Origin of the sequence: Clostridium gelidum, from assembly GCF_019977655.1 — a bacterium.
Classification (GTDB): Bacteria; Bacillota; Clostridia; order Clostridiales; family Clostridiaceae; genus Clostridium; species Clostridium gelidum.
Window position 1 is genome coordinate 1,717,745 of sequence record NZ_AP024849.1, and the last position, 19,465, is coordinate 1,737,209.

A 19,465-nucleotide genomic window follows, 5' to 3' on the forward strand; every position below is an offset into this window, starting at 1 on the left:
GAGATGATTTAGGTGAATGTATTAAGAAAGATATATTCCTCTGGGGATAATTAAGAAACAAAATGAATGTTGTAATAACATTACTTGATTAAAGGAGATTTTAAATCATATGCTGCACTAATAATAGTTAAATATATGATTCTAATAATTTAGATCACAAATATATTCATAGGGATGATAATTATGAAAGTTTTAGAAAAATCATATTCATATGTATTTAAAAGAATATTGAAAACTATAAATCCTGTAAAGAAAAGAATAATGAAAGCTGAGTGTATAGTTCATAAATTTATAAATACGCAGTCTTTAATAGTATTAAAAAATGATGGACATATGGAAGCTTATAAACTTATGAAAACATATATAAGTGATATTAATGATGGAGTAGTTTGGGCTGATCAAGATTTAAAAAGCAGTAATCATTTTTATAATCCACATAAGAACAAGGGATTATACGGTAGTAGTGATGCAAAAAAAGAATGCATATCTTACTATACTAGAGCATTAAATGAATATTCCCATGGTAACATTAAAGATTCAATGTTCTATTTAGGTGCTGCTTGTCATTTAATTCAAGACTTGACAGTTCCTCAACATGCTAATGTTCACTTATTAAATGATCATAAAAGTTATGAGAACTGGGTAATTAGAACCCATAGGTATTATGATGAGTTTAAAATCGAAGAAGGGGGAATATATTTTAATTCTTTAAAACATTATATTGATTTTAATAGCGAAGAAGCCATAAATATATACAGAAAGCATTCCAATGTGGAAGATAGGCAAGTTAGGTTTTACATAATTACTTCAAAGGTTTTAACAATGGCTCAAGCTACTACCGCAGGTTTGATGTTTAAGTTCTATAAAGATATACACATATAAAAAAAGTGCGAAGCACAACCAAGATCATTTTACAATACAAGGTATTATGTGTTGATTTATCTTTTTTCATATAGATTATTTACTATTCACTAATTATTTTTTTGATTATGCATTATAGCTAAAGAACAAAAAATACTTCAAAATAGACTAGCATGCTGATTTGTTATTTTTTGATAGTGTCTTATTACAATAAAATTAAAGGACTAAAATAAGATTGCTATCACAAATTTAATATAAAGGATTACCTGTAGTCCTATTTTTTATATATAGCTAATTCTAAGGTGAACCTATATAATAGTAATATGCTAAAAATTTTTAAAAGAGGTTAATGAGTAGTATGAAAAAAATAAATGAAGCTTTCAGTGATTTTAGATCAGGTAGAAATATAAATATTGCAGTTATAGAATCCGTAATTTTACGTAAAAGAACTAAAGTCTTAGAAATGGAAATTAGTTCAGATAACTATATTGAAATAGGGGAAATTGAGAGTTTTAACAATTTTATTATGGAGAAATTTGGATTAAATGATTCTAAAATTATTGTGAAGTATAGTGAGAAAGTCAATATAAGGCCAGTAGAAGAGGAATTGAGAAATATTGTATATTCATTGGCAAAAAAATATCCTGCCTTAAAGGCAGCTGTGAATAATAGTGAATACGAAGTTTTAGGGAATATCATTAATTTCAATTTTAAAATTCCGGTAGCAGGTTTCTTAAAAACCATGGAATATGATAAAAAAATCAATAAAGTTCTAAAACATATGTATGATAAACAATATAATATAAATTTTATTGATAAATTAGGCAATGAAGAAATAGCAAAGATGGTAGAAGATAAACGTGCAAGTGAAATGATGTTTATTAAAAATGAAATTAAAATATCATCAGGCAACAATACTCCTACTTTTGAGGAGCCTGAGAAAGCTGAAGAAAAGAAACAAGAAACAAATTCAGAAGGTAATTGGAAAAAAGCAAATCCATTCTTGATTGTAGGCAGAAATTCTAATATTAAGGAACCAATAGTGAAAATTATTGATATCACACCCAATGAAGGCAGAGTAGCTATACAGGGAGAAATATCTAATATAGAAGCAAAGGAATTAAGAAGTGGAAAAACATTAGTTTCTTTTGATTTATATGATGGAACAAATTCCATGACCTGTAAGGTGTTTTGCAAGCCTGGTGAGGATGGTGAAGTATTATCTAAGCTTAAAAAGGCTAAGGGCGTTAAGCTTGCTGGAAATGCAGGGCATAGCAATTTTTCTCAAGAAGTTGAGCTTATTGCAAATACTGTAGTTGAAATAGGGGGCATGAAGAAGTTTAAGAGGAAGGATATGTCAGAGGTGAAGAGAGTAGAACTTCACATGCATACACAAATGAGCCAGATGGATGCCATGAGCAGTGCTAAAGATTTAATTAAAAGGGCCATGAGCTGGGGCATGAAATCCATTGCCATAACTGATCATGGAGTGGTTCAGTCATTTCCTGAAGCACATAAGCTACTCGGAAGAGATAATCCAGATATGAAAATTATATATGGAGTGGAAGCTTATTTGGCACCAGATAAAAAGCCATCTGTAACAAATATCAAGGGACAGAGCATTGATACTACATATTGTGTTCTTGATTTGGAAACTACAGGATTTTCTCCAGTAACAGAGAAAATTACTGAAATAGGAGTAATGAAAATCAAGGATGGAAAGGTAATTGATAAATTTAGCACATTTGTAAATCCGCAAAAGTCAATTCCTTCAAGGGTTGTCGAGATTACCAAGATAACGGATGATATGGTAAGAGATGCAGAAACCATAGATAAGGTATTTCCTAAAATGCTTAAGTTTATTGATGGAACTGTTTTAGTTGCTCATAATGCAGAATTTGATATTGGCTTCTTAAAGCATAATGCAAGGGTCTTAGGCTATGATTTTGATTTTACATACTTAGATACATTATCATTAGCACAAGAAATATTCCCTGATTTTAAAACCTATAAATTAGGAAGAGTTGCTAAAAACCTTGGAATAAAGGTAGAGGTTGCTCATAGAGCCTTAGATGACGTTGATACCACTGTCAAGGTGTTTAACATAATGCTTGAAGAGCTAAGATTACGAGGAGCAGAAACTCTTCAAGATATAGAAATTTATGCTTCTGATGAAGAATCTAAGAAACAAGCGTATAAAAAAGTTAAAACCTATCATGCAATAATACTAGCAAAGGATTATGTGGGCTTAAAGAATTTGTATAAGCTTGTATCATATTCTCATTTAGATTATTTTTATAAAAAGCCACGTATATTAAAGAGTATGTTTGAAAAATATTCCGAAGGATTAATAATTGGTAGTGCCTGCAGTGAAGGCGAATTGTTTCAATCAATACTACTGGGAAAATCTGAAGAGGAAGTAGAATCAATTGCAAAGTATTATGATTATTTGGAAATTCAGCCTCTAGCCAATAATGATTATTTAGTAAGGAAAGAGCAGGTACCAAATAAAGAATACCTAAAGGAAATAAACAAAAAAATAGTTTCCCTAGCAGAAAGATTTAATAAACCTATAGTGGGAACAGGAGACGTTCACTTCTTGGATCCTGAGGATGAGATATATAGGCGTATATTAGAAGCTGGGCAGGGCTTTAAGGACGCAGATGATCAAGCTCCATTATATTTAAGAACTACTGAGGAGATGCTTGATGAATTTGCATATTTAGGAAAAGAAAAGGCTTATGAGGTTGTTGTTACAAACACCAATAAGATAGCAGATATGTGTCAGCAGATTAGCCCTATTTCATCAGAAAAATGTCCGCCACACATAGATGGCTGTGAACAGACCATTAAAGATATTGCATATGAGAAGGCACATGAGCTATATGGAGATCCACTGCCAGAAATCGTTCAGGCTAGATTAGATAAAGAGTTGGAATCCATTATAAAAAATGGATTCTCTGTAATGTATATTATTGCTCAAAAGCTAGTATGGAAATCAAATGAAGATGGCTATCTGGTAGGTTCTAGAGGATCTGTTGGTTCGTCTTTTGTAGCAAACATGACTGGTATAACAGAAGTAAATGCACTACCACCGCACTATAGATGCCATAAATGTAAGTATTCTGACTTTGCGGATTACGGCATTCTAAATGGCTTCGATTTACCTGATAAAGTGTGCCCTGTTTGTGGAGAAAAACTAGTTAAGGATGGCATAGATATACCATTTGAAACTTTTTTGGGATTTAATGGAGATAAAGAGCCGGATATAGATTTAAATTTTTCAGGAGAATATCAAGCAAAAGCCCATAAATATACAGAAGTTATCTTTGGTAAGGGCACAACTTTTAAGGCTGGAACTATAGGTACTATAGCAGAAAAAACAGCTTTTGGGTATGTGAAAAAATATTATGATGAAAAAAATATAATAATAAATAAGGCAGAAACAATAAGAATCTCAGGAGGCTGCACAGGTATAAAAAGAACTTCAGGTCAGCATCCAGGAGGAATTATAGTTGTGCCAAAGGGGCGTGAAATATTTGAATTTTGCCCTGTACAGCATCCAGCAGATGATTCTAATTCAGATATTATAACAACGCATTTTGACTATCACTCCATTGATCAGAATTTATTGAAGCTGGATATATTAGGACATGATGATCCTACAGTTATAAGAATGCTTCAGGATATAACTGGGATTGACCCAAAGGATATACTTATGGATGATAAGGACACTATGTCTATATTCTCATCCACTGAAGCTTTAGGAGTAACACCAAGCCAGATAAATTCTAAGGTAGGAACCTTTGGAATTCCTGAATTTGGTACAAAGTTTGTAAGAGGAATGCTTGTGGATGCAAATCCTAAAAAGTTCTCAGATTTAATATTTATATCTGGACTTTCCCATGGTACTGATGTATGGGTTGGAAATGCTAAGGATTTAATTGATGCAGGAGTAGTAACTTTAAGTGAGGCAATATGTACAAGAGATGATATTATGATTTATCTTATTAAAAAAGGATTGCCACCCAATAGTGCCTTTAAGATAATGGAGTTGGTACGTAAGGGGCAAGCATTGAAGAATCCAGAAAAATGGGCGGAATATGAAGCGTTAATGAGGGAACACGATGTACCGGAATGGTATATAGATTCTTGTAAAAAGATAAAATACATGTTCCCTAAGGCTCATGCTGCAGCCTACGTAATGATGGCCTTCAGAATAGCCTGGTTTAAGGTGCACATACCTAAGGCTTATTACGCAACGTACTTTAGCATTAGAGCAAAGGCTTTCGATTCGGAATTTATGATATTCGGAAAAGAAAAGGTTAAGGAAAAGATGAAGGAAATTGAGGCTTTGGGCTATGATGCAGCTCCTAAAGATAAGGATATGTACGATGATTTGGAGATAGTTCTGGAAATGTATGAGAGGGGATTTAAATTTCTGCCAATTGATTTATACAAATCCAATGCCACAAAATTCCAGGTTGATGAGGATGGTATAAGACCATCTCTAAACAGTATATCAGGCATGGGAAATGTTGCTGCAGAAGGTATATCTAATGCTTCAAAAGAAAAGATATTTAACTCTATAGAAGATGTAAGGAAGCGTTCTAAGATTGGAAATGCTGCTATAGAGTTACTTAGAAAATTTGACTGCTTGAATGGACTTCCTGAAAGTGATCAAATGAGTTTTTTTGACGGAGTGTAAAGAGCTTAGTATATATTTAATGTGTTTATCCATAAAACATGGAGTTGTTGCAAAGTGATTTTTTATCATTGTAAGCAACAGCTCCTTTTACTTTTTTAGGTAAAAGCATGATTAGAAATATAAATTAATTTGTATAACTTTTTATTGCATCATATACATCATCTATTCCTTGTTTATAATAATCAAAGGATTGGGCAAATATTATTTTCCAGGTATATGAGTTCTTATTAATTCAGCTGGAGATAATATCTTGTCTATAATCTCCTCAGGCAATATTTGTTCTTCTAATAGAATTTCTCTTATGGTTTTTCCATTAGCTAAGGCCTTTTTTGATATTGAGCTGGCCTTATCATAACCTAGATGAGGAACTAAAGCAGTTACAGAAACTAAGGATTTTTCTAAGTTTTCGTAGCATCTGTCCTTATTTACTTTAAGTCCAATTATGCATTTCTCTTTAAAAATCATGACGCTTCTATCAAGAAGCTCTAGAGATTCTAGTAAGGATTCTGCTATAAGTGGTGTAAATGCATTTAGTTCTAATTGTCCCATGGAGCTTGCCATAGTTATAGCACTATCATTAGCAATTACTCTTAAGCTAACCTGTGCAACCATTTCAGGAATAACAGGGTTTATTTTTCCTGGCATAATTGTTGAACCAGCTTGCATATTAGGCAAGATAAATTCTCCTATTCCCCCACGAGGGCCTGAACCCAGAAGTCTCAAGTCATTTGAAATCTTAATAAGATTCACGCTGCAGGATTTTAAAAGTCCTGAGGTTTCTACATATATATCGCAGTTTTGAGTAATATCCATAGGATAGTCAGACCTTGCTATGCCAAGGCCAGTAAGCTCCTGAATAATATCTGTTATCATAAATACATATTTATTTGTAGCATTGAGCCCCGTTCCTATTGCAGTACCTCCAAGGTTAATCTGTCTTAATCTTTCTTCTACTTTGTATATTCTCCAACGGTCTCTTTCTATTGCTTTTGAATATGCTCCAAAACTTTGCCCAGCTGTCATTGGCAGTGCATCCATTAATTGAGTTCTTCCTAGTTTTATTATATCTGAGAACTCATTTTCTTTCATTTGGAGAGCTTCCTGTAAACTAGACAAAGAATTACTTAATTTTCTGATTAACCTAATTGCAGCAATTCTAAGGGCAGAAGGATAAACATCATTAGTTGATTGTGACATATTAACATGGTTAAGGGGGTGTACTAAATTGTAATCTCCTTTAGTACCACCGAGCATTTCAATTGATCGGTTCGCAATAACTTCATTTACATTCATATTGGTAGATGTACCAGCTCCACCTTGAAATGCACTTATTTTAAATTCATGATCAAATTTTCCTTCTATAATTTCCTCACTTGATTTTATTATTGCATCAGCTTTTTCGGGGGCAAGTAATTTCAAGTTTTTATTTGTCATTGCTGCAGCTTTTTTTATAAGGGCAATTTCTTTTACCAGATTCAAATTAACAGTCTTGCTGTTTAAATCAAAGTTTTCCAAGGCCCTAGCTGTATTTATTCCGCTGTATGTAGAGTTATCTATATTTATTTCACCTAATAAATCTTGTTCTAATCTATAATCCAAAATGAACACCCCTTCTAATATTTTTGTATTGATAATAAATCATCAATGCTTCTATTCATGTATTGATACGAATCATAGACTCCTTTATTATAAAATTCTAATGCTAATTCATCTATGATGAAGTTTAATATATGGCTTGAAGCTAAATCACCTAATTCTTCTTCACGCTCAGTATAGAAATATTCTTTTATTGAAACGATCATATCTTCTCGTTTTTCCTTAGTTAATTTAATCTTATCTTTTTCTATCATTTGAAACCTCCATGTTAGTATATCTTGATATTTTATATTATAATAGAAGAAACTATTAAAGAATATTAAAATTACTAAAAAATAATTCAAAAGGAGTAATAAATTATGAGTTTAAATACAACACCATCTGGAGAAAGAGTACATATTGCTCTGTTTGGCATGACAAACGCTGGGAAATCCAGTATTATAAATGCACTTACAAATCAAGAAATTTCTATTGTTTCTGACGTGAAAGGAACAACTACTGACCCTGTTTATAAAGCAATTGAAATTCTTCCAATAGGGCCTTGTATGATTATTGATACGGCAGGACTTGATGATGAAAGTAAATTAGGTGAGTCAAGAAAAAAGAAAACCCTTGAAGTCTTATCAAAGACAAATGTTGCATTAGTAGTAATAGACAGTACTATTGGAGTTACTGAAAATGATACAGCTATAATAAATGAAATAAAAGAAAAGAAAATACCTATGGTTTGTATTTTCAATAAGGCAGATCAAAGAAGTATAACAAAAGAAGAAATAAATAATGTTGAGAAAGAAATTGATGTTCCTGTTGTTTCTGTTTCTGCATTAAACAAAAGTGGCATAGAGGAACTTAAACAAAAAATTATAGCTTTAATACCAGACGATGAAGATAAATTCAAATTAGTAGGAGACCTTATAAGTCCAGGAGATATAGTTGTTCTTGTTACACCTATTGATAAAGCAGCTCCTAAAGGAAGACTTATTCTTCCACAGCAGCAAACTATAAGAGATATAATAGAAAGTGATGCTATAGCTATTGTAACGAAAGAACATGAATTAAGAGAAACCCTTGAAAATCTGAAGAAAAAACCTAAGCTTGTTATAACTGACTCACAAGTGTTTTTAAAGGCATCTGCAGATACACCTAAAGACATAATGCTTACATCATTTTCAATATTGCAGGCAAGATATAAAGGCAATCTTAATGAACTTGTAAAAGGTGCTAAAGTAGTAGAAAGTCTGGAAGATGGCGATAGTGTATTGATTTCAGAAGGATGCACTCATCATAGACAGTGTGACGATATTGGAGCAGTAAAAATCCCAAGATGGGTAAGACAAATGACAGGAAAGCAAATAAACTTTGAATATTCTTCAGGAGCTTCCTTTACTGATGATATTTCAAAATATAAGCTTATTATTCACTGTGGAGGATGTATGCTAAATAGAGCCGCCATGCTTTCAAGAATTGATAATGCAGTTAAACATGAGATTCCAATTGTTAATTATGGAGTACTTATAGGATATGTCCAAGGGATTTTAGAAAGAGCTCTTGAGCCATTCCCATTGGCAAAAGCAATATATGATGGTGATTTTAGCTAAAGAACATGTCTTTTGATTTTGTTTTAATATAGGATATTGTTAGATTTTGAAAGTAATATTAACGTATAGGGGTTCGATACGCTTCGCCTCCACCATAAAATCCACGATCGCCTGTAGATAGATAAAATAGCTATTTACAGGTGGTCGTGGTTTTTTAGTTAGGTTTTTATTAATGTATTATAATCTAAAATTTTAAATGACAGTTCTAATTTGAATAGGTTATTATTGTTGCCTAATGATATATCAAGTAAACTTTGGATTTTATTAAAACGGTAAAAGAATGTACTTCTATGTATATTTAGTTGGCTAGATGTATCATTAGCATTTCTATTATTTTCTAGATAAGTTTTTAGAGTTTTAAATAATTCTGATTTATTTTGAGCATCAAATTTAATGAGTTTTTTTATCCAAGGGTGAACTAAAGTTAATAAATTTATTTGATATAAATCATTAGTTGTACACATAGCCATATTAAATAAATAATACTCTATATAATCTTCAAAATAATTTATATTATTATCTATTTTCATACATGATGATAGCTCTAAGGCATATATAGATTGATTAAAAAAATCTTCTATATCTAATAAGCTTTCAAAAACAATACTAATACCACACCGTAAATTGTTTAACTTCAAAAATTCTAAGAGAGTTTCTTTCAGAGAATCATTAATAACCTCTTTATGTTCATTGCTTATAAGAAAAATAATTGTATCTTTATAATATGTTGAAATACAATTTCTTAGTATATTTTTTAAATGCCTTATTAATTCCTTTAATCCGTAATTATCTCTATAATCATTATATTTTTGTTTAAATGGTATTGAAAGTATAATCAAGTTTTCATATAAATTAAAATTTATATATTTTAATCGTTCTGTTAAGTATTCAATATTATCTATTCTATTTATTAATAAATCTGTTAAATAATATTCTTCATCCAATCCAGAATTACTAATAAATAAGTTTTCTTTTTGAAGTTGAATGGAAAATACCTTAGATAGTACATTTGTCAATTCTAAATCTTCTGCATTGAATTCCCTTTTACTTTGTAAAACAGATATGTATCCAACAGTAATATTATTAATTCTGATAGAACAAAAAATTAAAACCTCGTCTGAGTTATAAAAAAAGGCATTATCTGAATTATAGATGTTATCAATACATTTATTTTTTTTCATTAATTGAATAATATTTAGCAAAAGGTAACTTTTCCCGTTATGAGTTTCTATACTTGAATTATCAAGTTTGGCTAGGTTAGAGCGAGCGATAATGTGATAACTGGTATCTAAAATAAAAATAGCATTACCTAAAAAGTTTTCACCTATATTAAGAATTCCATCTATACTATTTTCAGTAAATAAACTATTATAAAGTTCGTATTTTTTTTTATATAAATCATTTTTTTTCTGCATAAGTTTCTCCTTATTTTATTACAATTAGAAAAATGTCTAACTAGTAAGCAATTTAAAGCGTTATTTTAAGACTTATTTTGGATGAATTCCACTTCTTCACATGTTAATATTATAACAAATGATTTGATTTTGTAAGTGAAAATTCATATCTTATAAAAAAACAAAACATTATAAAACGCTTTAAGAAAAATATTAAGATTATCAAAAGGAGATTATATTATGGCTTTTACAATACTCGGTATCACAGCAGGAAGAAAGGATTCAAATTCTGAAATTTTATTAAAGGAAGCATTATTAGCTTGTCAAGAACAAGGTGCAGAAGTTAAAATGATCAATTTAAGAGATTACAACATTATGGAATGTTCAGGATGCACAGCTTGTACACATGGTATGAGTAGTGGAAAAAATGTTGGATGTACATTAAGTAAAAAAGATGATAAGCAGGCAATCATGGATGTTATGTTAAATGTAGATGCTATAATTGCATCAGCGCCAACATATGATTTAATGCCAACAGCAACATTTTCAAAATTTATGCATAGAAATCTTGCATATGAATCAGCATTTTTAGAATCAATCGGAGCAATTGAACATAAAGACAGAGTTGCTGGATTAATTGCAGTTGGAGGATCTACTCGTTCATGGCAGTCAATGGCTTTAGAAAGTATGCAAGCTACATGTTTCACAAATGACTTTAAAGTAGTAGATATGTATCTAGCAACAAGAGTACCAGCTCCAAAACAATGTTTATTGCATGATGATATGATAGAACGTGCTCATAAGATGGGTGAAAATATCATGAAATCATTAAAAACACCAGTAGCAGAAAGAGACTGGCTTGGTGATGAAGGTATGGGATGGTGTCCACATTGTCATTCAAATGCACTAATTTTAGGGGAACCACAATGGGATGGATTATATTTCCCAGTTGAATGTCAAGTTTGTGGTGCAGGCGGAAATTTAGAAAAGACAGAAGAAGGTAAGTGGAAGTTTGTAATTCAAGAAGATGGATTAAGTCGTGACCGTACAGATACTGAAGGAAGACAACATCATGTAAAGGAAATTATGCATACACAAGGTGGCTTCTATACAGAAGAAAATTTGTCAACTGTTAAAGAAAAGTTTGGTAAGTATAAGGAATTAAAATTTCCTACAATTGAAATAAATTAAGAATAGAGATGAACTTAAAATCCCAAATGAAACCCACGAAATCTGATTTTCGTGGGTTTCATTGAGGACATAATATATTTATTAGTTAAATGGAGTTTCTTCAAAAATATTAGAAATGTTACCGTTGTTGTATAAACTATAAATCCACTGACACCATTCCATTCCCCATTTTGCATCGCCTAAAATTTTATTTAGTATAACAAACCTGCTAAAATAACCTGAATTAGTAGTAGTAAGTTTTTCTCCACATTCTTCCTTAAGTGCTTCTATCTTCTTTTGATAATTTAGAAGTTTCTTACTATACATTTCTTCTCTTTCTTTAAGTAATTTCTTTGCTTTTTCTTCATCCAATATATGCAGGCAATATGTTTTGAGCAGCATTTCATCTTTTGTAATAGGGTCTGAAGTGCTTTCTTCAAGCCATTTCTTTGTAGCTTCAATTCCATTTTTTGTTGGTGTATAAACCTTTTTATTAGGTTTGCCAGATTGATTAACTAATATAAAGTCTACATATCCATCTTCTTCGAGTTTTGCAAGTAACGGATATATATGACTATGTCTAGTATGCCAAAATAAATTCATTTTTATTGTTAAATCATAGCCTGACATGGACTCATTTGCTAAAAAACCTAAAAGACCGTAAGATAAAGTGTTCATAAAAGTCCTCCTTATATGTACAAATTGACATATTAACTTTAAAGTAGTAATATTCTATATTATATGTCCGTTTTGTCATATAATCAATTGAAAAAATTACAAATTGGAATTGAAAGAATTAGAAACTAAGAATTGAGGATTATATATTTATGAAAATTACACATGATAAAGAAACACCATTTTGGGCAGTTATGTTTCCTATATTTTTGGGAGTATTTTTAGGTACTTTTAATACAAGTGCTATAAATATTGCCTTGCCTGAATTTATGCAAACTTTCAATACAAGTTTAGAATCTGTAAAATGGATATTAACAGGATTTATGCTCGCAACGGGAGTTGCATGCCCTTTAGCGGGTTATTTGGGAGAAAAATTGAGTTGTAAAAAGTTATACTTAATTGCTCTTATAGGATTTACATTATCATCAATTTTATGTTCTCTTTCATTTAATCTTTTTATGCTTGTAACATTTCGTGTTATACAAGGTTTATTTACTGGATTAATTATACCTACAACAATGACTATTATTTACCAAATTATTTCTAAGGGAAAGCATGCCTTTGCAGTAAGTTTATGGAGCATGGCTTCAATGCTTGCACCTGCACTTGGACCAACTTTAAGTGGATGGTTAGTTCAATATTATAGTTGGAAAGCAATTTTTATGGTAAATGTACCTATAGGCATTATTGCAATTATTTTAGTTATTCGTTTTATACCGCAATATAATTTATCAAAAGATAGTTCATTTGATTTTATTGGACTTACAGCAGTTGTTATTTTAAGTTTATCCATATTAATAGCTTTTAGTGAAGGAACTGTATGGGGATGGGCTTCGCCTAAAACAATTTCATTAATAATTGTTGGTATTATTTCATTGGTAATCTTTGTGCGTAGAGAATTAAATACAAGTTCTCCGGCTCTTAATATAAGATTATTTAAATTTACAAAATACACTATAAGCATAGTTGCAATAAGTATAGTAACAATAGCACTATACGCTGGAACTTTACTAACACCTCTATATTTGCAAAATACACAGCACTTATCAACATTAGATACAGGGCTTATTTTATTGCCACCATCATTAGCAATGGCACTTATGATGCCAATCGTAGGAACTTTATATAATCGTATTGATCCAAGAATTTTGATAATAACAGGGATTTGCTTTATTGCTTTAGGGTCATGGAAAATGTCAAGTTTACTATATGACACGCCACATTTTTACATAATTTTTTGGATGACAATTAGATATATTGGCATTTCATTTTCAACAATGCCAATAACAAACTCAGGAATGTCAATTATACCAAAAGCATTATCAGGACATGCTTCTTCTATTAATAATTGGTTACGTCAAGTTTCTAGCTCTTTAGCTATAGGTGTATTTAGTTCATTACTTGTAATACGTACTGAATATCATACACAAATGTTGGATAATAGCAGCAATAGCTTTAATTTGATTAAAGAAAAAGCTTTTACAATGGGTATAAATGATATATATTTTATATCTACAATTATTGTATTAATTGGATTACCACTTAGTTTTATGCTTAAAAAGAGTAGTGGTGTTAAAGAATTAAAATCAGAAGCTGTTACATCAATTACAAATTAGGTTGCAAGCAAAAGTATCAATTAAAATAATCATATTTAATAAAGTATGAAAGTGCTAATTAGATTAATGAATTACATTTGGAGGGGAAAGCTTAAATTGTTAAGTCGTTTTTCAATTGTAGGAGTATTAAATACACTTATTGATTTTGTTACGTTTACAATAATTAATAGTTGGTTTGGAATAAATTATACAACAAGTCAGATGTCAGGATATAGCGTTGGAGTTGTAAATAGTTATATATTTAATAAAAATTGGACATTTGAAGATAAAGATGCTAATAAAAAGATAGTGCATGAATTTTTGAAATTTATATTAACTATTCATAGTCCTTATATAATACAAAGTTTAATTTATTATGTAAAGAAAAATATGACCGAAACTGTATACTATACAGTAGAACATTTTAGAGATTTAGGATATGCTGAAAGCAAAAAGGAAATAAAACCTTTAAATATAATTAAGGACTTAACTAACCCTATATTAAAAGTAAGGGGTTTCTAATATGTGTGAAGACATAAACAAGTTGGAATATTACATTGTTAATGGAGATATTCTTCCCATAAGATTATCTGTATAGGCTAGTTTTCCATCCAGAGTTATTACAACAGCACCCATACCCTTAATTCGATTAACTCTATGAATAATTGAAGCAGCATCTAATCCAAACAATTTTGTAGTATATATATCGCAGTCCAGGGATTTATCAGCAATAATGGTTAAAGAAGCTATATTACTTTCTATTGGGTAGCCTGTTTTGCTGTCAAATATATGGTGGTATTTAGTTCCATCCTTTTCGAACATTCTTTCATATATTCCTGAGGTTACAACGGATTGATCTTTTATTGTGACAACTGCCACCGCATTTCCTCTTGGTAGAAACGGATTTTGTATTCCCACATTCCAGTCACTAACCTTTGATGGTGATTCTCCAAAAACAAGAACATTACCTCCCATATCTACCATAGCTGAAACAGCGCCATTTTCCTTAAAGAAGTCCATAACTTTATCAGCAAAATAGCCCTTAGCTATGGCTCCAAGATCTATCTCAATGCCTTTTTTTAAGAAATACACGGTCTTTTTTTCATCATCTAGTTGTATATTTTCAGGCTTTAAAAGTTCCAGTACCGGTGCTATAGCTTCTTTCTCTGGTACATGTGCCTCTTTAAAACCTATTCTCCATAATTTTATTAATGGCCCTATTGCAATATTTAAATATGTATTCTCACATAGACTATGTTTTTTTCCTATTTTTATCAGTTCATACAGTTCCTCATCCACTTCTTGCGGAGCCAATGAAGCTGTTTTTTTAAGCATCGCAAGCTGTGAGTTATCACTGTTGGCACTAAATACTTCTTCATAATAAATCAGCATATCGCAAGCCTTTTCTGCAAGCTTTTCAGCAGCCTCTCCCTTTATATATAGAGAGATTTTTGTTCCCATAAGATATATTATCTTCGTATACTCACTCATTTTGCTCTCCTATATTACGCACAATCAACAAAATAACAAGTCCATCTGGCAGCATATTTTCCATCATCCTGCGGCGACAAAATGCCATAATAGGCCCGCTATGATGTCACTTTGTCTTCTTGCCTGATGAAAAATATTCATGCCAGCTTTGGACTTGCTATTTTATTTCATGTGCCTTAAAATTATTTTGCCCATGAATTAGAAATGCATCTATAAGGTCTTTATCAATACCAGTTAGTTTTCTTTCACTGTGATATGCTATAAAATAATCTAAATTCAGCTCATCAATTGGAATTTGATATATATTGTATTCAGATGGACACTCCTTTACATAGATGCTTTCTGGTATAAAGGTCAGTCCCAAATTACTCGTTGCAAGTTTATGTACAGTATTGATTTCGGTGCTTTCCATTATGATTTTTGGTTCCACCTTATAAACGCTTAATAACTGATCTATCTGCTTTCTTATAGCAGAACCCTTGGAAGTTAGTATCAGCTTTTGACACAATAACTTGTTTATGTCGATAGTTCCTTCTGGAATAATGGCGACGTCTTTCTGATATAAATCACAGCAGCGAGGAATAACAGCACGGTATCTGTGTCTGCCCCAAGTAATCGAGTTTAAGTTCGGAGAAATATTTCTTGAATTTTGTCCAATCCAAAAATCCAATTCACCATTCTGAGTGAGTTTCTCATTTTTTTCTGGTAAAGTCTCTGAAAGCTCTATTCTACAGTTTGGATGCATATCCAAAAACTTTGGTAAAAAAAGAGGTAAAAGGTAGGTTCCAAGGCTAGGAAGCACTCCTATCTTTATAACCTTGCTATCTATATCTGACACAGCTGATATTTGCCTAAGCAGCTTAGCATGATTGTTTTCCATTGAAGTTAAATACTGATAATATATCTTCCCCTGCTCGGTTAATCGATATGGCAGCTTGCTACGACTTATAAGCTCACAGTTTAACTGACTTTCTATCCTTTTAATAACCTGTGTCAAGTAAGGTTGAGAAATATAAAGTGATTTGGCAGCCTTGCCATAATTACTATACTTTAAAATGGCATCAATATAATACAAAATATCTTGAGAGTAGTATTTTGACATTTAATTCATCCTTTTTTGAAATAATTTACTTATTTATTATTGTGTTTGATTATAACAAATATGTTATCAAACTTCAATAAATAACTATTAGATATAATATACTTAATATGTTAAAATTATAACAAGAAATCACTAAAATTATGAAATTTTGAAATACAGAAAGGGGATTACTATGAAATATTTGGCAATTATAGGCACGAACTCAGATGTGTCAACTAATCGTATGCTACTTCAATTTATGCAAAAGCATTTTTCGAGTGGGGCAGAGATAGAACTATATGAAATTAAGGATTTACCTGCCTTTAATGAACCAGAGGATTCTGATATTCCTGAAAAGGTAGCAGAATTATCTGATAAAATTCTTAAAGCAGATGGAGTAATAATAGCAACTCCAGAGTATGATCATGCCATACCTGCGGTTTTAAAGAGTGCTCTTGAATGGATTAGTTACACTAGTCAAGCACTTACTGACCAGCCTGTTTTAATAGTGGGGGCTTCTCTTGGTACACTTGGTTCTTCGCGTGCACAATCACATCTTAGACAAATACTTGATTCACCTGAGCTTGCTGCCAGAATCATGCCAAGCAGTGAATTCCTTTTAGGAAAATCACAGGGTGCATTTGATAGCGCAGGAAATCTTATCTATTCAGATAAGCTATCAGAGCTTGATGAAATTTTCAGAGAGTTTCTTCTATTTACAGATATTACATCAAAACTTTTAGCAGAAAAAGTTTTAAATAAAAAAGATAAAAAATTCACTTGGCAAGAGTAGGAGGATTAATAACAATGAAATTTATAGCAATTGTTGGAACTAGTGCAAAAAGATCATATAATCGTAAACTACTTCAGTTTATGAAAAAATACTTTGAGTCAAAGGCAGAAATAGAAATACTTGAGATTACAGATGTTCCTATGTTTAATCAATCTGATAATCAGTCTTCAAGTGAAGTGATACAGATGTTCAATGATAAGATTACAACAAGTGATGGTGTTATTATAGCTACTCCAGAGTATAATCACTCAATCCCATCGAGTCTTAAAAGCTTAATTGAATGGCTAAGCTTTGATCTTCATCCACTTGCTGGCAAACCAGTGATGATCCTTGGTGCTTCTCTTGATGCTCAAGGTTCTTCTCGTGCACAGCTACATCTTCGTCAAATCTTAGATGCACCAGGTGTTGATGCAAATGTAATGCCAGGATATGAGTTTTTACTTGGAAGCGCAAATAAAGCATTTGATGAGCAAGGTAATCTAAACGATGAAAGAACCATAGATTTCCTAGAAATATGCTTACTACGCTTTATGCGTTTTGCAAAGATTTCAAATCAGCTTAACGAAGAAGAAGAGTTTACCTTTAAACCAGGAGTATATGAGGTAAGTGCAATAGGTCATAGTGGAAGTCTTCCGATGAAAGTATCCTTTAGTGAGAACAGAATAGAAAGTATAGATATAAATAAAGATGGCGAGACAGAAGGTCTTGCAGATGTAGTTTTTGTAAGAATACCAGATAAAATAATTGAAGGACAGACATTAAATGTTGATGCTCTTTCTGGTGCTTCCGAAACTAGTAATGCTGTACTAGACGGTGTAGCCAAAGCAGTTAAGCTTGCAGGAGTTAACCCTGACATACTTAAGAGACGTCCAAAACCTGCTAGCAGCCTAAGCAAAGAAGACGAAGAATATACTTGCGATGTAGTAGTTGTAGGCGGAGGTGGTGCTGGACTAAGTGCAGCTGCAACAGCGCTGCAGAATGGTTCAAGTGCTATTGTTATTGAGAAATATCCAGCAGTAGGCGGAAATACCATACGTTCAGGTGGTCCTGTCAATGCGGCAGATCCAGAGTGGCAGATCCAGTTTGAAGAAAATCCAGGAGAAAGACATACAATTGAAGCACTATTAGATACAGATGAGAGCTTAATTCATCCAGAATATATAGATGATTTCCGTGCACTTAGAAAAGAGTTTTCTGCTTACCAAGAAAAGTTTGGCACACAAAAGGGACATCTATTTGACTCTACACTACTTCACAGAATGCAAACATATTTTGGTGGTAAAAGAACTGACCTTAATGGCAACACCATATACGGACAATATGACCTAGTAAAGATACTTACAGACAGAGCTTTAGAAAGTGTTAAATGGCTAGAGGGAATAGGGGTTGAGTATGATAAGAGCATAGTATTTGCTCCTGTTGGTGCACTTTGGCGTCGTGGTCATAAGCCTACCAAAAGCTATGGCACAGCATTTATACTTGCACTAACAAAATATGTACAAGATAACTCAGGAAAAATCATTACTGATAGCCCTGTAAAAGAATTTATCATAGAAGATGGTGAAATAAAAGGAGTTATAGCAACTGGTGTCAATGGCCAAAAGATAACTGTTCATGCAAAAGCAGTAGTACTTGCAAGTGGTGGTTTTGGTGCAAACACAAAGATGCTAAAAGAATATAACACTTACTGGAGTAATATTGATGATGATACAAGAACAACCAATTCCTACGCTATGACTGGTGATGGAATATTGCTTGGTAAAACTGTAGGAGCAGCACTTACAGGAATGGGCTTTACTCAAATGATGCCTGTAGCTGATCCTGAAACTGGTGAACTATTCAGTGGACTTCAAGTACCTCCTGAAAACTTTGTAATAGTAAATAAAGAAGGAAAAAGATTTATTAATGAATTCTCTGGAAGAGATGTTTTAACAAAAGCTGCTATTGAGCAGGGTGGTTTATTCTACCTTATAGCTGATGATGAAATAAAGAAAACCGCAGCTAATACAAGTCAAGAAAAGCTAGACCGTCAGGTAGAAGCTGGGACTCTATTTAGAGAAGATACACTAGAAGAGCTAGCAGTAAAAGTTGGTATGGATCCTGCAATTCTTATAGACACTATTAATAAATATAATTCATATGTTGACGCAGGCTTTGATCCTGAATTCCATAAGGATACATTTAGCTTAAAAGTTTTAAAAGCACCGTTTTATGCTACTCCTAGAAAGCCAGCAATTCATCATACAATGGGTGGACTTAAGATAGACACTAAAACCCACGTATTAGACGAAAATGATAAACCAATTAAAAATCTTTATGCTGCTGGAGAAGTTGCTGGAGGTATCCATGCAGGTAACCGTCTTGGCGGTAATGCATTAACTGATATATTTACCTTCGGAAGAATTGCTGGTAAAACTGCAATTGATGAAATGAAATAGTTAATGTTTAGATAATTAAAATAAGAAATTTCACTTCCTCATTCTGGCCTAAACAACTGAATGTA

14 protein-coding genes are annotated in these 19,465 nt (G+C 32.0%); 8 read left to right on the forward strand and 6 right to left on the reverse strand.

Translation table 11 applies throughout. The annotated features are described in order from the left end of the window. Window positions 1-183 precede the first annotated feature (183 nt). Both psyc5s11_RS07600 and polC read left to right on the forward strand, forming a co-directional pair. Window positions 184-882, forward strand: coding sequence for a zinc dependent phospholipase C family protein (locus tag psyc5s11_RS07600; RefSeq protein WP_224037009.1), 699 nt, complete (start codon window positions 184-186; stop codon window positions 880-882). 337 nt (window positions 883-1,219) lie between these two features. Next, entirely contained in the window at window positions 1,220-5,569 is a 4,350-nt protein-coding gene (gene polC, locus psyc5s11_RS07605) for a DNA polymerase III subunit alpha (protein ID WP_224037010.1), read from the forward strand. Window positions 5,570-5,770: 201 nt separating this feature from the next. Here the strand turns inward: polC and psyc5s11_RS07610 are convergent, their stop codons facing one another. Both psyc5s11_RS07610 and psyc5s11_RS07615 read right to left on the reverse strand, forming a co-directional pair. Further along, a complete protein-coding gene (locus tag psyc5s11_RS07610; RefSeq protein ID WP_224037011.1) occupies window positions 5,771-7,168 on the reverse strand; it encodes an aspartate ammonia-lyase in 1,398 nt (465 codons plus the stop codon). A 14-nt stretch (window positions 7,169-7,182) separates the two neighbouring features. Continuing rightward, window positions 7,183-7,419, reverse strand: a complete 237-nt coding sequence (locus psyc5s11_RS07615) for a DUF2164 domain-containing protein (RefSeq protein ID WP_224037012.1) — start codon at window positions 7,417-7,419, stop codon at window positions 7,183-7,185. 105 nt (window positions 7,420-7,524) lie between these two features. Here psyc5s11_RS07615 and hydF point away from each other — a divergent pair, with 105 nt between their 5' ends. Continuing rightward, window positions 7,525-8,763, forward strand: a complete 1,239-nt coding sequence (hydF, locus tag psyc5s11_RS07620; protein WP_224037013.1) for a [FeFe] hydrogenase H-cluster maturation GTPase HydF — start codon at window positions 7,525-7,527, stop codon at window positions 8,761-8,763. Window positions 8,764-8,921: 158 nt separating this feature from the next. Here hydF and psyc5s11_RS07625 read toward each other — a convergent pair whose 3' ends face one another. Further along, complete coding sequence (locus tag psyc5s11_RS07625; RefSeq protein WP_224037014.1) at window positions 8,922-10,178, reverse strand: PucR family transcriptional regulator; 1,257 nt, start codon at window positions 10,176-10,178, stop codon at window positions 8,922-8,924. Window positions 10,179-10,397: 219 nt separating this feature from the next. On the opposite strand from psyc5s11_RS07625, the gene psyc5s11_RS07630 reads away from it, so the two are divergent. Next, window positions 10,398-11,348 (forward strand): flavodoxin family protein, encoded by a 951-nt coding sequence (locus psyc5s11_RS07630; protein ID WP_224037015.1) that lies wholly within the window; start codon window positions 10,398-10,400, stop codon window positions 11,346-11,348. Window positions 11,349-11,429: 81 nt separating this feature from the next. Here psyc5s11_RS07630 and psyc5s11_RS07635 read toward each other — a convergent pair whose 3' ends face one another. Next, window positions 11,430-12,005: a PadR family transcriptional regulator gene (locus psyc5s11_RS07635; RefSeq protein WP_224037016.1), complete on the reverse strand. Its 576-nt coding sequence runs from the start codon at window positions 12,003-12,005 to the stop codon at window positions 11,430-11,432. Window positions 12,006-12,154: 149 nt separating this feature from the next. Between psyc5s11_RS07635 and psyc5s11_RS07640 the strand changes: the two genes are divergently transcribed. Further along, on the forward strand, window positions 12,155-13,618 hold the full coding sequence (locus tag psyc5s11_RS07640) for an MDR family MFS transporter (RefSeq protein ID WP_224037017.1): 1,464 nt from the start codon (window positions 12,155-12,157) through the stop codon (window positions 13,616-13,618). A gap of 96 nt (window positions 13,619-13,714) precedes the next feature. Further along, entirely contained in the window at window positions 13,715-14,119 is a 405-nt protein-coding gene (locus tag psyc5s11_RS07645; RefSeq protein WP_224037018.1) for a GtrA family protein, read from the forward strand. Between the two features lie 30 nt (window positions 14,120-14,149). On the opposite strand, the gene psyc5s11_RS07650 is transcribed toward psyc5s11_RS07645, so the two are convergent. Both psyc5s11_RS07650 and psyc5s11_RS07655 read right to left on the reverse strand, forming a co-directional pair. Then, window positions 14,150-15,088: an FAD:protein FMN transferase gene (locus psyc5s11_RS07650; protein ID WP_224037019.1), complete on the reverse strand. Its 939-nt coding sequence runs from the start codon at window positions 15,086-15,088 to the stop codon at window positions 14,150-14,152. 157 nt (window positions 15,089-15,245) lie between these two features. After that, the gene (locus psyc5s11_RS07655; RefSeq protein ID WP_224037020.1) at window positions 15,246-16,190 is read right to left on the reverse strand and encodes a LysR family transcriptional regulator; all 945 of its coding nucleotides are present in this window, start codon (window positions 16,188-16,190) and stop codon (window positions 15,246-15,248) included. Window positions 16,191-16,362: 172 nt separating this feature from the next. On the opposite strand from psyc5s11_RS07655, the gene psyc5s11_RS07660 reads away from it, so the two are divergent. Both psyc5s11_RS07660 and psyc5s11_RS07665 read left to right on the forward strand, forming a co-directional pair. After that, the gene (locus psyc5s11_RS07660) at window positions 16,363-16,962 is read left to right on the forward strand and encodes an NADPH-dependent FMN reductase (RefSeq protein ID WP_224037021.1); all 600 of its coding nucleotides are present in this window, start codon (window positions 16,363-16,365) and stop codon (window positions 16,960-16,962) included. Window positions 16,963-16,976: 14 nt separating this feature from the next. Further along, complete coding sequence (locus psyc5s11_RS07665) at window positions 16,977-19,400, forward strand: flavocytochrome c (protein ID WP_224037022.1); 2,424 nt, start codon at window positions 16,977-16,979, stop codon at window positions 19,398-19,400. The last annotated feature ends 65 nt before the right edge of the window (window positions 19,401-19,465 follow it).

Bases quoted from the DNA above. Each gene is read 5' to 3' on its own strand.
- psyc5s11_RS07630 (WP_224037015.1), top strand. From the start codon at position 10,398: ATGGCTTTTACAATACTCGGTATCACAGCAGGAAGAAAGGATTCAAAT.
- polC (WP_224037010.1), top strand. From the start codon at position 1,220: ATGAAAAAAATAAATGAAGCTTTCAGTGATTTTAGATCAGGTAGAAAT.
- psyc5s11_RS07640 (WP_224037017.1), top strand. From the start codon at position 12,155: ATGAAAATTACACATGATAAAGAAACACCATTTTGGGCAGTTATGTTT.
- psyc5s11_RS07600 (WP_224037009.1), top strand. From the start codon at position 184: ATGAAAGTTTTAGAAAAATCATATTCATATGTATTTAAAAGAATATTG.
- psyc5s11_RS07615 (WP_224037012.1), bottom strand. From the start codon at position 7,419: ATGATAGAAAAAGATAAGATTAAATTAACTAAGGAAAAACGAGAAGAT.
- psyc5s11_RS07650 (WP_224037019.1), bottom strand. From the start codon at position 15,088: ATGAGTGAGTATACGAAGATAATATATCTTATGGGAACAAAAATCTCT.
- hydF (WP_224037013.1), top strand. From the start codon at position 7,525: ATGAGTTTAAATACAACACCATCTGGAGAAAGAGTACATATTGCTCTG.
- psyc5s11_RS07655 (WP_224037020.1), bottom strand. From the start codon at position 16,190: ATGTCAAAATACTACTCTCAAGATATTTTGTATTATATTGATGCCATT.
- psyc5s11_RS07635 (WP_224037016.1), bottom strand. From the start codon at position 12,005: ATGAACACTTTATCTTACGGTCTTTTAGGTTTTTTAGCAAATGAGTCC.
- psyc5s11_RS07665 (WP_224037022.1), top strand. From the start codon at position 16,977: ATGAAATTTATAGCAATTGTTGGAACTAGTGCAAAAAGATCATATAAT.
- psyc5s11_RS07660 (WP_224037021.1), top strand. From the start codon at position 16,363: ATGAAATATTTGGCAATTATAGGCACGAACTCAGATGTGTCAACTAAT.
- psyc5s11_RS07625 (WP_224037014.1), bottom strand. From the start codon at position 10,178: ATGCAGAAAAAAAATGATTTATATAAAAAAAAATACGAACTTTATAAT.